Raw genomic sequence first — 12,465 nt, 5'->3', positions numbered from 1 at the left:
TAGGGAAGGGTGCTCCGACGGAACATCAAGGGGTGCTTTCTGCCGTACTCGAATAGGTATCGGACGGGAAAACATAAACCGCATCAGCAACGCTGATCCTGCCCGTCCCGATCGGTTCGACCTGGACCGACGGACACGGTCGGTCCGCCTGGAACGGTATGGGACTGCGGTGAACTGCGGCCCGGGCCGAGATGAAGCAGGATCGAGGGCTGATGCTCTTCTCCCCGTAGAGCAGGATGCTGCCCTCATCGATCGTGAGGGATACGGACATCGCGGCGCGTGCCCCAGATCCTCGGATGGGCTGATTCAGATATGTGTGACCGAGTAGTAGAACCAGTAGGCGAGAAGCGCCATCAGGCCCACGCTGCCGATGAAGACTCCCAATGCGATTCCAAAGAATCTGCTGCCCGGTCCCTGAAATTTCAGGAAGGCTCCGATGAACGCCCCGAGCGCAGGAAGTCCGACCAGGATCAGCGCGGGAACGAGCAGTTGCCGTAGCCCGTGCTCGCTCACCTCGATCACGATGCGACGAACCGGCATGGCCATGAGGATCATGCTCAATAGAAGGAGGATGGAAGCGAAGGTTCTGTAGTCGCGCTTGTCCATGCCTGAAGTACCGGCGGTCATAGTGTCTGGATGCTGACATCACCATGGCGCGGCGTCAAGATCAACCACCAGTTGAGCATGGGTGACGCGGTAGGAGCAAAGGGCATATCAGCGTGGAAAGTGCATGGATCACGCCTCGTAGGGCGGCTGACCTGGGCGTTGGGTCGGCCGCGAGTGACCGTGGTCGCCCCCTCATCGCCCTGGCTGATGACACGACGATCAGAGTCGATCCCCAGGTCAGATGCGGCCGGTCCGGTAGTCAAAGTACACGGTGAGGCTTGGCAACCGGCATCCTCGGTGATCTCGTTATGCATGACCACGTCGTTGTACGGGCCGATCTGCGATTCCATCAGGGCGTTGTCGAGCGCGTCGCCGACGGTGCCGATGAAGGCGTCGATTCCGGCCGAGGCCTTCAGCGAGCACCTATGCCTGCTGACAGGCAGTGTTGCGACAACGCCTTGAATCCAAGAGAGTTTCCTTCAAGAAAACGCATGCCGGTATGAACCGAGGCCTGTCGACTGGATCGAACGGGCTGCGCGCCTTTGATCACGACGGGATCAAGACCGAGACTCCCGCCGCGCGCTCGCCCCACTCGATTCCCGACCGCAATGCTACGAATCGGGCCGGAAACCGGGTTCCCTCTGCTCAGAGCAGATCTGCCCCAAGCGGATCGTGTCGATGCCGGCCCGGATCGCCTCACATGATGGACGCATGAGCGGAGAATCGAATCTTCCACTGTTCAACGCGCGGATAAGGCGCGAGCTCTACGACCAGCGTGTTCTCGTTCTCGACGGCCCTCTCAATGATGACAACGGGACACTGCTGGCCACACAGCTGATAGCACTCGCCACGCAGGACGCGTCGACGGACATCGCATTGTGGATTCACTCGCCGGGCGGGTCGGTTCCCTCGATGCTTGCGATCCGCGACATCATTCGACTCGTTCCCTGTGACGTATCGACCCTCGTGCTGGGCATCGCTTACAGCGCCGGGCAATTCCTGCTGTCATCGGGGGCCCGAGGGAAGCGCCGGGCCCTGCCGCACGCACGTGTCCTGATGCACCAGGGCTCGGCGGGAATCGGTGGCACTGCGGTCGACATCGAACTGCAGGCCGGCGACCTTAGGCATACTCGCGACACGGTGCTCGGTCTTATCTCCGAGGACACGGGGCAGCCCGTCGAGCGCATATTCGAGGATTCTCTGCACGATCGTTGGTACACGGCACAAGAGGCACTGGACTACGGCTTCATAGATGCAATCGTGCAAAATTTCGACGAAATCGCGCCGCACAATCGCCCACGGCTCGGATTCGGCGTCACCGAAGGAGTCGGTCAGTGACCACATATACGATTCCGAACGTCATCACTCAGAACTCTCGCGGCGAGCGGATCATGGATGTCTACTCGCACCTGCTCACCGAGCGAATCATCTATCTGGGCACCGCAATCGACGCGGGCGTCGCGAACGCGCTCATCGCGCAGCTGATTTTTCTGGAGTCGGACAACCCCGACGCCGGAATACAGTTCTACATCAACTGCGAAGGTGGGGATCCGAGCGCGATGCTCGCGATATATGACACCATGCGCTATATCCGCCCGCGGGTTTCGACGACCTGCGTCGGACAGGCCGTCGCGGTGGGTGCCGTCCTTCTCGCCGCGGGTGCCGAAGGAAAACGTGCCGCTCTCCCGCACGCACGAGTGATCCTGCACCAACCAGCTGCTCAGGGGCGTGGAACGATCCCCGATCTCATCTTGCAAGCCGACGAGGTCGTCCGTGTCCGAGCAGACATCGAGCGCATACTGTCACGGCACACCGGCCAGACGATCGAGACCCTACGCGCCGACACCGATCACGATCGCGTGTTCACCGCGACCGCGGCCTTGGAGTACGGACTCCTCGATCAGATCATCGAGGAGCGTTCATAGGCAGTGAACAATCCCGACCAGCCGCGTTACGCGGCCAGGGCATACGCCGCCGAGCAGGTAGCACCTCTCGACGTGCTGCTCTGAGCAGACCGCAAGCTCTCGGCGACGGCAAGTGTCAGATCGACCAGGGTCACATCCAGCGCACCGGCGACCGCAGCGATCATTTCGCTCGACGGCTCTTTGAGGCCTCGTTCCATCTCGGAGAGATACTGCGGCGAGACTCCGGCGCGACGTGCCGTCTCGCTCAACTTCTCGCCCCGCTCGTGACGAAGGCCTCTGAGACACTCACCGAGCGCGTGCCGCCACAGCGGCTCGCGAGCCGGAGACGGCTTGGAGTCGGTCCGATCGATCGCTGGACGTAGCGGCGGGACAGAAGAGGCCATGCCTCACCTTAGGTAGATGGCGCGTTCGAGTTCGGCCGGATCCGCGCAGAGCGGAATCGTCCCCCGTCCACCCGCGCACGGCGATGCGCATCCTCCGGCACGGCCAGATCCCGGTCACGATGAACCTCTACAGCGCGGTCTCGTCCGAGGAGACGCGAAGGTGTTCAAGAAGCTCGGTGACCGGCTGGATTCGTAGCCGTTGCTGTATTTCCGTGCTGTACGGCTCTCAAATTCCTCCCAACGCAAGCAGGCCCAGGAAAGACGATCACGTCTGACCTGGGCTTCTTCGCAGTTGAGGGGGTTCACGAGTGGTCCTGACCTGCGAACGAGTCAGGAAATCGTTGATCGCTTCCCAGAATGAAGATGATCCTTTCCCAGTCAGCCCTGCATTCAAGGCATGGGTGGATGCCAGGTGGGGTCGCTGAGGCGCGAGTGCCGCGCCTGGAACCAGTCAGTGGCGATGTCGGTTTCGGTGATCCGTCCGATCAGCGCCAAGGCGGAGCTGACGCTCTCATCTGCCTCCACGGGGTCGACATCGTCATCGGTGATCTGGAAGCGCAGCCCCTCCATCAGGTGGTCGAGGGCGTGTGGATCGTCGCCGGACCTCCGATCAGGCTTGGACGCGAAGGAGACGATCATGCGCCCGTCGCGGGCGTACTTGAAGTACTCCCTGCCGTGGATGTCCATGCTGAAGCTGAGGGCCTGACGACCGCCCTGGGTGATGGACAGCAGGGACGCGTCATCGTCGAAGAGCGCTGGCACGATGGCGATCCAGTCGTTGACCTCGGCCACCCAGCGGGAGCCGTCGTCGAGGTGGTGGTCGAGGATCTCGCTCAGGTAGCAGGAGGTGCGGGTGGCGAGGTCAAGGTGGAAGGCCGGGGCGAGGGTGTCGAGGTCCGCGCCCTTGATCCACAGGGCGTTGAATCCCAGCGCCCACAGGTCCATCTCGGCATCGAGCCCTTCGGTGAAGATCGTCGAGACCAGAAGGTCGTACAGGTAGGTCCGTGACTGCATGGCCACCTCTCCGAGAGAGGGGCGTCCCGCAAGACGCCCCTTTCTGGGTCTTCTTAGACCTCATGAAGTCCGCCCGACCAGGACTGGGAGACAGCGGTGGACGGTTCTGGACGGTCGTGTCCTCACTTGCAAACAGAAGGTCAGGGGTTCGATTCCCCTCATCGGCTCGCATGAGAAAGGCCCCCGAACAGGCATCCTGCCGTCAGGAGCCTTCTGCTTGTCCAGACAATCCAGCCTTCCACGCGCTTGCCCTCGATCGCGATGGTCGTCCCCGTAATCCGGATCTGAGGCGCGTCCAGGTCGACGTCGGCCCACCGCAGGTAGAGCAGTTCCCCGCGACGGACGCCCGTACAGGCCGCCAGCCGGAGGAACGCCGACAATCCGGTGCTCGCTGACCACGTCGAAGAACTTCCGAAGGTGGGCGGAGTTCACACGAGGCCGAGTTCGTTCGTCTCGACGCGGGGCGGCTTCGTCCGCGCCACCGGATTGTCCGGAAGGCTCTCCCCGACGGTGACCGTGTCCCCGAGAGCCTTCCGGAGCACCGCGTGAACGTGCTTGACCGTGTTGGAGGAGAAGGCACCGCCGTTCCGTCTCCCGTCGGTCAGCGGCTCCCGATAGAACTCGGTGAGGTCGCCGACCGCAGGGCCTGAAACCGTGGCTTGTCGATCCGGGGCACAATACGGAGATCATCACCCGGTAGCCGTTGGGTGTACGCGGCTTAATCTCGACCGTGTGCCCCTCGACCCACTCGGCGAGGTATTCGGCGACCGTGATCACGTTCCGGTCGACGTACTCACCCCGTCAGGTGTTCACGCATCGAGCTAGCGGTATCGTTTGGTGCACTGGTAGACGATCCAGCGGCCGCCGCCGGCGTTGGCGATAGCGTTCCTTTTCGCTTTGGCGGGTGTACTCCCCCGGCCACCCCAATAGACGTTTTTCCTGGAGTTGTAGGCGACAGCACCACAACCGTTGACGAAGGTGGTGAGGACCTTGCAGCTGGAGTGGCCGCATTCCCTCAGTGCCCGCCGCTTGGCGGTCGCCTCTGTTCTGTAGTCCCAAGACCTGCCGATATCGCCGTCCCGCGACACGGCGATGGCGCCGTAATAGTAACGTGCTGCACTTTCCCCCGTCGTGGCGGCGGTAGCTACTGCGGGGGACACCGCGGCCAGCACCCCGGTCGCCATGAAGGCGCAAGCGGCGATGGCAGTGAGCTTCTTGCCTAGCTGCATGGTGTTTCCCCTTCGTGTCGTCCAAGCGGACGGCGGCGTCGTGCTGATGAGGAGAGTCTGCAGTGTGCCACTTGCAGACCACTTAAACCGATAAATGGTCAAAGGAGAGCTCGGCCGTGGCCCGTCAAGATGCCGACGGCCGCCACTCCGCTACTACGACCTGACCAGGCACGGAAGGCGAGTCCTGGCAGAGGAGACCGTACGGCTCGCCCGCCTGGCCGCCACCGCGCAGTGCCGGCTCCGCCTCCAGCCCGGAACGGGGATGTGATGGACGCCTACGAGCGGCACTGCCGCTGGGCGTGGAACTGCTGTCGAGGTGGATACTCCCTCTGGCTTACGGGCTCGGCACATGGAGCATCATGGCGACCAGGCGGCAGTCGTGCAACCGATATGATCTTGAGGATGCCGACGCGTCATGACCGGAGGCGGGCGTCGATGTCCCCGTTCCTGACGCCGTCCCACTACGTTTCTTCATCTCGAAGGTAGAACTGGAAGTAGCCGGCGTAGAGGAAGAAACGCCGGACCCCGACCGGGGACGAGTGCATGGTCCGCAACGGTACTGGGTCAACGAGATCTCGCTGACGCCGTTGCTGACAACGTCCCTGGACGCCGGTGGGCATCCCCAGGAAATGATCATGAGGCGACTGTCTCTGAGCAGGTGTTCCTGTCGGCGGTGGACGTCGGTGGACGATCTCGAACCGGCTACGGACCAGAAGGTCAGGGGTTCGAGTCGTCCCGGCCGCGTAGCAGGTCAAAGGCCCTCCGGGATGCTTAAGTTCTAGAGGTCGGCGCAACGCCTACTGGGGGGACCGGCCGCCCCCGTTGTCCTCGAACAGTTCCCGGGTGCGGCGCAGCAGAGCCTCCCGGGCATCGTCCGGGGAGAGTATTCGTAGTGGGGTACCCAGGCCGAGGAGGTACTGGGCGAGCTGGTCGGCGTCGTTGGCGCCGATTTCGACGATGGTGGCATCGGGCCCGTCCGGGTGATGGGTGCCGATCGTCGGTGGAACCAGCCGCAGGGCCTGGTCCATGGGGTGCGGGAGCCGGACTCTCCCATAGAGGGGGTACACGACGCTCGCGATGCCTTGGGAGACGAGGAGGGCCGGGTCGGGCGGGTCGACGAGTTCGACCGGCTGTCCGCTCGGCTGTACCTGCACCACACGGTCGGCCCGGAACGTCCGCCACTGGTCCCGGGCCACGTCCCGGGCGACGAAATACCAGCGGAGGCCCGTGTGTACCAGGCGGTAGGGGTCGACGTCCCGGACACTGGCCTTGCCCGCATGGTCGCGGTACGACAGACGGGTGCGCTCACCACGGCGACAGGCGGCGGCCAGTTCCAGCAGCATGCCGGAGGAGATCTGACGGCCCTCGGGTCTGGGAGTGTGCACGAAGCTGGCGTCCATCTCACCCAGCCGGTCCGCGATCCGAGGCGGTAGGACCTGCCGCAGTTTCAGCAGCGCCGACACTGCTGCCTGGTCGCTGCCGAGGACGCCGCTGAGCGCGGCCTCGCGTAGTGCGACGGCCACGGCGAGCGCCTCCTCGTCGTCGAGGATCAGCGGCGGCACCCGGGTACCGCCGCCGAGGCGGTAACCGCCCCAGGGCCCGGGGTCGGACTCGATGCAGTAGCCGAGTTCCCGCAGCCGGGCGACGTCCCGCCGCACCGTGCGTTCGGTGACCGCCATCCGCTCGGCCAGCTCGCGGCAGGTCCAGGTCGGCCGTGCGGACAGCAGCGAGACCAGTCGAAGCAGGCGGGCGGAAGTGCTGACCACATCTTGTAGTGTTCCTCATGACCAGGACCGGATCTGTCCTGGTCTCGTCCTAGTGTCCCTCCCATGAGTACCGGAACCACAACCGCACCGGCGATCCGTTTGCTGTCCGTCGACTTCGACTGCCCGGACCCCGCCGATCTGGCCCGTTTCTACGGCGAGGCTCTCGGCCTGCCCGTCGTCTATTCCAGCGACGACTTCGTCCTGCTCGGCCAGGAGGGTTCACCGGGACTGGGTTTCATCCGGGTTGCCGACTACCGGCGGCCGACCTGGCCGGACCCTTCCCAGGGGAAGCAGGCGCACATGGAACTGGGCGTCGACGACTTGGAGGCAGCTCAGGCACGGATGCTGGCTCTGGGCGCCGTGGAGCCTCCGACCCAACCACATCCCGAGCAGCGGAGGGTCTTGCTGGATCCCGCCGGCCACCCGTTCTGCATCTCCACGCAGGGTTGAGCGTCATCGGCCGACGATGACCACGGCCACGTTACGCCTGGATGGCGGGCCGTGTGATCGGACTGATGAGCTGGGCTTTTTCGTGTTCTGGTCCAGTCGTCGACGTCCGGTCGTCGTCGGTGGGAGCTCCCCCTGGACGCGGACACTGATTTCGGACGTCTCTCAGGTCGGGAAGTGCCGTACGGCGTGCTCGACGGCGTAGTCCACCCCGGGTTGCCATGTCCTGGTCACCCCTGGCGGTGACGACCCGGAGAGGCGGGTCCACACGGTCCCTGCGGTGGCGGTGGCGGTGGCGGGGACGGTGACGGCGACGGGGACAGGGACGGTCCGCTCGGCGGCCGGCAGCGGCGACGGCGGGTGGACGGTCATGCTCGGGGGCTCCTCGGCGTACGGCGAAGGCCCGGCCGGAAACCTCGTCTCCGGCCGGGCCTTCAGCTGATGAGCGGGGACGGGACCCGGCAGTCGCGCGAGTCCGGCACCCGTCCTCACAACAGGGAGCTGACTCCGACGATCAGGCAGACCACCAGGATGATCACCCCGATGGTCAGGAACAGCACGCCGTGGAGTACGCCCCTGCCGCCCACCCCGTCCAGACGGGCCCGCTGGGGTCGCTCGGGGTCGTAGACCACCATGACCTGCTGGCCCGGACGGGCCGGCGCCGGGTTGGAGCCCAGATCCGACTCGGTCTCCACAACGAAACCCTGCACCGTCTGGAACTGCATCGTGGGGTAGAACACGCCGTCGTTACCGCTGGACCTGCGCAGTCCCACGACGACGCCCGGCACACGCACCCCGTGCCGCCGCAGATACCGCGCCGCAGTGAGCATACGGACGCCGCTCACGGCGAACACCGCTCCGAACAGGATTCCAAACCATGGCACGGTGTTCACATCCACCGTCGCCTCCTTCTCGTCTCGTTCAAGGGTCGCCGTCGCGATCCCGTCCGAGGGCCCGCGCCGATCCGCTCCGGTTTCCGTGGCGGTTCCGATTCCTCGCCTCGGTGGTGCCGACGTGCCCGTGTCCGCATAGGGCCGTCCGGGATCCGCCCGCACGCCCCGGAGAACGCGGCACCGGTTTCCCCGCCGCGAAACCGCCGACTCCCGGTTCGACGCCCGATCTCGAACTTTGGTTCGGGAGCCGTTCCTCCATTCGCCCTTCCGTATCGGACGCGCTCCGGTTCCGGATCCGCGACCCCTTCAGCCTCCTGGTCCGCGCGGCCGCGCCCGCCGGTCGGCCCCCTGACCCGCAGCTGTTCACGGCGCCTCGATGAGAACCTTCCAGAGGACCGGTGTCGGGGGCTCCGGCCGCAGATGCGGCCTGGGGTCGGCCATGGCCGAGGCTGCACTCGGGCCGCCCACCGCGCCGCGCTCATGCCGCACCTACCGACGCACCGCGCCGGGGCCGCACCACCGCCCTGACAGTACGTGACTTCCTGAACGTTTCCGAGGGTGCGTCAGCAATTAAGATGATCTTTAGAGGGGACGATATCACCTGAAAGTGACCGGCTAATATGAATCGCTATACGCCTTAATCTAATCGTTGGTTTGTTTGTTGTTACCGGCACCTTGCTCATGTTCGCAGGCGTAGCCATGGCCATGGTTTACGGACCACCTCTCCTGTACTCCGATGAGGGGGCCTTCTATCCCATGCACTATGTGTTAGCCGATATGAGCAAACCTGCTCTCCTCGTCATCACAGGGGTCGGCATGATGTTGGGCGGGATCGCAGTCGCGATCACCGGCCGGAAGGATGCCGCCGGCGGGGGTGCTCGGCTCTGAGGTGATCACCCGGGCGAGCTTCAGAACTTCTGACAGAATGACGCGGCACAGCGTCACCGCGGTCCTTCCGGTGCCCTGGGCCATCCTCGATCATCGGTGCCTTGGGCCGGCCCTCAGCCCGGGGAGGGCGACCTGGACGCCGGCCTCAGCCCGGGGAGGATGACCCGGACGCCGGCCTCGGCAGCGGGATGCCGCTGCCGAGGCGGCGGGACGGTTACCGCCGGGCCGGCGGTGTCGCGTGGTATCGGGCCGTGTTCTGCCCGGGATCGGCGTCCGCCCGCCGGAAACCGGCCTTTTCCAGGACCCGGATCGAGGACGGGTTCGACGGTTCCACGTTGGCGTAGACCGTGTGGACGCCCGGTGCGGTGAAGGCGTACTCGGTCAGGGCACGTGTGGCCTCGGGGGCGTAGCCGCGTCCCCGCCGGGAGGGGACGATGCCGTACCCGATCTCCAGGGTGCCGTCGCCGGGCGGCCAGAACAGGCCGATCGATCCGACCACCAGACCGCTGTCGCGTTCGATGATCTGACGGTGGCCGTAACGGTCCAGCCATGCGGGGTGCTCGGCGAACAGGCCGGCGATGACGTGATCACCTTCGGCGGGGAAGTCCTCGGCCCAGTGCGCCGGCCGAGCGCCCTCCAGGACGGCGGCGACCTCGCCGGGGGTCCACGACCGCAGGACGAGACGGTCGGTGGTCAGATCGGCATCGGTCACCGGGAAGGAATCGGTGTCGGTCACCGAGAGAGAATCGGCATCGGTCACCGGAAAGGAAGAAGACATGGAGACTCCTGGTCGTTCGAACGACCCGGTCGGCGCTCTAGGCTCGCGCGGACCGGACAAGGGAATGCTGAAGACGGCTACCGGCAGCCATATTCATCAACCTCCCTCGTCATGAAGTGACCAGACGTCCCTCGCCGCCGTGAGGCTAGCGGCCCTGTCACCGTGCGGGCAAGCCGGTTTCGGTGCTCCTCGCTCAGCGGCCACAGGTGTCATCCGCCTGCCGGCACCTCACGTGTTTCCGGCGTCCTCCGGAATGGGCGTGTTGCGCGTGCGGATGTACTCCAGCAGATCGGCCTCGTCGATGACCTCGTCGGCGGGCGGGGCGGTGATGACGGGCTGGAATCCCCAGTCGGTGTAGCGCGTGTCGCTCCGCTTGACCAGCGGATCTTTGCCCGCTCCCGCGGTGTCAGTGGTGATCAGGCGCTTGGGCAGCCCGTCACGGTCGGTGCTGAGCTGCCAGGAGACCTTCCCCTTGCTCTTGTCACCGATGGGCCGGCCCGAGGTCCAGTTGATGAGGGCGTCTTTGGAAACCTTGTTCAGCTCCTGGTAGCTCATGGTGCCCCGGTAGAGGAAACCGCCGGAGACGGGCTTGCGTGTCGAGCGTTTCAGCACGCCCTTCAGCATGGACGGGTCGTACACGTCGATCGGCTGCAGGCTGGCGTCCCGGGCCATGTCCCGGCCCATGCGTCCCCTGTGCTTGTTCGGGAAGCGGATCCACTTCTTGCCGTCGGGAACCGGCCCGGGATAGTGGTCGCCGTCGTCGTACACGTCGTCACCGACGCGGATCACGCGGCGGGGGTCCGGCTTCCCGGCCGGGCCTGCTTCGGCTCTCGGCCGGGGAAGGTCCCACCAGGTGAAATCCGCGGCGACCGGGCCCGATGGGGCGAGCTGGAGGCTGCCGCTGATCCGGGTTCCGCTCCCGGAGACCGTCGACTTCTCACCGAAGAAGTAGCGGTTGGTCTCGGAGATCCGGACACCGTGCTCGTTTCGGAGCTGTCGCTTGAGCGCGCGTACCGGATCGGGGACGCCTGCCTGCGCGGCGGTGGCGGGGCTCGGAGCAACCGGTACGGACGCGATCAGTACGGCGATCGCCAGGGCAGCCCGTCGTCTCATGGGGCACGTGTCCTTTTAGTTGAGCTTTTGTGAGGCATTCCCGGGAAAGGTGAGGCTCAACGGAGATGGTAACGAGCGCGTTCTCTCAGAGGCCCCGCCCGGTCGAGGTGATCGGACGGGACCCCGTCGGCTTTCTCCGGCCGTCTCAGGAACGGCACGCGGTGATGACGGCGGGCCTCACTTCCAGAGCTTGACCTCGGGGAAGGCCGCGGAGGGCCCGTCCAGCAGCGGCTGTTCGCGCCCGCGCAGGTGCCGATCCATGAAGGCGGCCACGTAGGCCCGGGTGATCTCCAGATCCCTGGCCGACTGCTTGGTCAGCAGCGGATAGTCCGTGAAGGAGACGTGGTCGCCGCCCTTCACCGTGAACCAGCGCTTCCAGTCGGTCATGCGGGCCCAGTCGCGGCCCCAGGTGAAGTCCTGGCCGTCCGGCTCGTGCACCTCGCCCGCACCCATCAGCATGAACGGTCGTGCCAGCCCCTTGTCGGGGACGGGCACGAAGAAGGTGCCGTCCATGTTGATTCCGGCGCGTACGCGCGGGTCCTTCAGCATCGTCCACGGCGTGCTCGAACCGCCCAGCGAGTGCCCGGCCATACCGATGCGTGAGCGGTCGATGAGTCTGGCGCCCTTCCACACCGGGTGCCGTCCGAGGAGCCGGTCGAGCACGAACGACACGTCCGCCTGCCGTCCCCTGACCGCCTTGTCGCCGAACTCCCAGGCGTCGGCTTCCTGTTCCTTGCAGGCCGCGCAGCCGGCCAGCCGGCCGCCGGGCAGGCTTGTGCCGTACGACTCGTGAACGTGGTCGATGCCGACGACCACGTAACCCCGGCTGGCCAGTTCCTCCGCGAGGCTGGTCAGCGATGATCGCGACATCGTGAACCCGGGCGAGAGCACCACCAGCGGCAGCGTGCCCTTGCGTCCGGCCGGACGGGCCTCGACGACGGCGTGGGTCCTGGTGCCGCTGACCACCTCGCTCGGGACATCGGTGACCTTCTGGCCCTCCAGGAATGCCTTGGCCTCTTCGTCGGTCATGTACTGCGCGGGCCGGCCGGCACCCTTCGCGGCGGGGTACCACAGCGAGACCATGAGCTGTCTGGTCTTCTCCGTGGCCACCCAGGGGTCGGGGCGGCTGCGGTCGACCAGGTGCAGGCTGACCGTCCCCACCGGGTGGGATCCGGTCGGCGCGGGCAGCGTCAGGCTCTTGTCCGGGACGGTCCCGGTTCGCGGCGGGCTCGCGGCCTGGGCCGGCACGGTCGCGAGGAGAGCGAGCATGCTCGCGGTGACGGCGCCCGCGACGCCGACACCACGCATGATCTTGATTTTCATGCCGTCCATGCTCTCGATCCCGTCGGGGCCACGCTTCGGTCGAACGTCCAGCTTCAGGTGCGACTTCCGGAGAGCCGGGTCCGCCCTGGGAAGCAGTGGC

15 protein-coding genes are annotated in these 12,465 nt (G+C 65.7%); 3 read left to right on the top strand and 12 right to left on the bottom strand.

Annotated elements, in window-relative coordinates; translation table 11 throughout:
• Positions 1–306: 306 nt before the first annotated feature.
• Both F4562_RS15890 and F4562_RS15885 read right to left on the bottom strand, forming a co-directional pair.
• Complete coding sequence (locus F4562_RS15890; RefSeq protein ID WP_184537225.1) at positions 307–606, bottom strand: hypothetical protein; 300 nt, start codon at positions 604–606, stop codon at positions 307–309.
• 17 nt (positions 607–623) lie between these two features.
• Positions 624–956, bottom strand: a complete 333-nt coding sequence (locus tag F4562_RS15885; RefSeq protein ID WP_184537227.1) for a hypothetical protein — start codon at positions 954–956, stop codon at positions 624–626.
• A 361-nt stretch (positions 957–1,317) separates the two neighbouring features.
• On the opposite strand from F4562_RS15885, the gene F4562_RS15880 reads away from it, so the two are divergent.
• Positions 1,318–1,944, top strand: a complete 627-nt coding sequence (locus tag F4562_RS15880; RefSeq protein ID WP_184537229.1) for a ClpP family protease — start codon at positions 1,318–1,320, stop codon at positions 1,942–1,944.
• Positions 1,941–2,531 (top strand): ClpP family protease, encoded by a 591-nt coding sequence (locus F4562_RS15875; protein ID WP_184537231.1) that lies wholly within the window; start codon positions 1,941–1,943, stop codon positions 2,529–2,531. The genes F4562_RS15880 and F4562_RS15875 overlap by 4 nt, the downstream gene beginning before the upstream one ends.
• Before the next feature lie 26 nt (positions 2,532–2,557).
• Here the strand turns inward: F4562_RS15875 and F4562_RS15870 are convergent, their stop codons facing one another.
• The 4 genes from F4562_RS15870 to F4562_RS15855 form a co-directional block, all read right to left on the bottom strand.
• Positions 2,558–2,914, bottom strand: coding sequence for a helix-turn-helix domain-containing protein (locus tag F4562_RS15870; protein WP_184537233.1), 357 nt, complete (start codon positions 2,912–2,914; stop codon positions 2,558–2,560).
• A gap of 390 nt (positions 2,915–3,304) precedes the next feature.
• On the bottom strand, positions 3,305–3,928 hold the full coding sequence (locus F4562_RS15865; RefSeq protein ID WP_184537235.1) for a DUF6461 domain-containing protein: 624 nt from the start codon (positions 3,926–3,928) through the stop codon (positions 3,305–3,307).
• A gap of 821 nt (positions 3,929–4,749) precedes the next feature.
• Positions 4,750–5,157 carry a DUF4189 domain-containing protein gene (locus F4562_RS15860; RefSeq protein WP_184537237.1) on the bottom strand — a complete coding sequence of 136 codons (408 nt, stop codon included), beginning with the start codon at positions 5,155–5,157 and terminating at the stop codon, positions 4,750–4,752.
• A 797-nt stretch (positions 5,158–5,954) separates the two neighbouring features.
• Positions 5,955–6,923, bottom strand: coding sequence for a helix-turn-helix transcriptional regulator (locus F4562_RS15855; RefSeq protein WP_184537239.1), 969 nt, complete (start codon positions 6,921–6,923; stop codon positions 5,955–5,957).
• A gap of 63 nt (positions 6,924–6,986) precedes the next feature.
• Between F4562_RS15855 and F4562_RS15850 the strand changes: the two genes are divergently transcribed.
• A complete protein-coding gene (locus tag F4562_RS15850; protein ID WP_184537241.1) occupies positions 6,987–7,373 on the top strand; it encodes a VOC family protein in 387 nt (128 codons plus the stop codon).
• 162 nt (positions 7,374–7,535) lie between these two features.
• Here F4562_RS15850 and F4562_RS15845 read toward each other — a convergent pair whose 3' ends face one another.
• From F4562_RS15845 to F4562_RS15820, 6 genes are all read right to left on the bottom strand, one after another.
• Positions 7,536–7,742, bottom strand: coding sequence for a hypothetical protein (locus tag F4562_RS15845; protein WP_184537243.1), 207 nt, complete (start codon positions 7,740–7,742; stop codon positions 7,536–7,538).
• Between the two features lie 116 nt (positions 7,743–7,858).
• A complete protein-coding gene (locus F4562_RS15840; RefSeq protein ID WP_184537244.1) occupies positions 7,859–8,269 on the bottom strand; it encodes a DUF3592 domain-containing protein in 411 nt (136 codons plus the stop codon).
• Positions 8,270–9,031: 762 nt separating this feature from the next.
• Positions 9,032–9,235: a hypothetical protein gene (locus F4562_RS15835; protein ID WP_184537246.1), complete on the bottom strand. Its 204-nt coding sequence runs from the start codon at positions 9,233–9,235 to the stop codon at positions 9,032–9,034.
• A gap of 130 nt (positions 9,236–9,365) precedes the next feature.
• Positions 9,366–9,887: a GNAT family N-acetyltransferase gene (locus tag F4562_RS15830; protein ID WP_311733786.1), complete on the bottom strand. Its 522-nt coding sequence runs from the start codon at positions 9,885–9,887 to the stop codon at positions 9,366–9,368.
• Between the two features lie 270 nt (positions 9,888–10,157).
• The gene (locus F4562_RS15825) at positions 10,158–11,042 is read right to left on the bottom strand and encodes a hypothetical protein (RefSeq protein WP_184537250.1); all 885 of its coding nucleotides are present in this window, start codon (positions 11,040–11,042) and stop codon (positions 10,158–10,160) included.
• A 177-nt stretch (positions 11,043–11,219) separates the two neighbouring features.
• A complete protein-coding gene (locus F4562_RS15820; protein ID WP_246473445.1) occupies positions 11,220–12,365 on the bottom strand; it encodes an alpha/beta hydrolase family protein in 1,146 nt (381 codons plus the stop codon).
• Positions 12,366–12,465 lie beyond the last annotated feature (100 nt).

Origin of the sequence: Streptosporangium becharense (genome assembly GCF_014204985.1) — a bacterium.
Lineage (GTDB): Bacteria > Actinomycetota > Actinomycetes > Streptosporangiales > Streptosporangiaceae > Streptosporangium > Streptosporangium becharense.
This window is presented reverse-complemented; position numbering and strand designations above follow the sequence as displayed.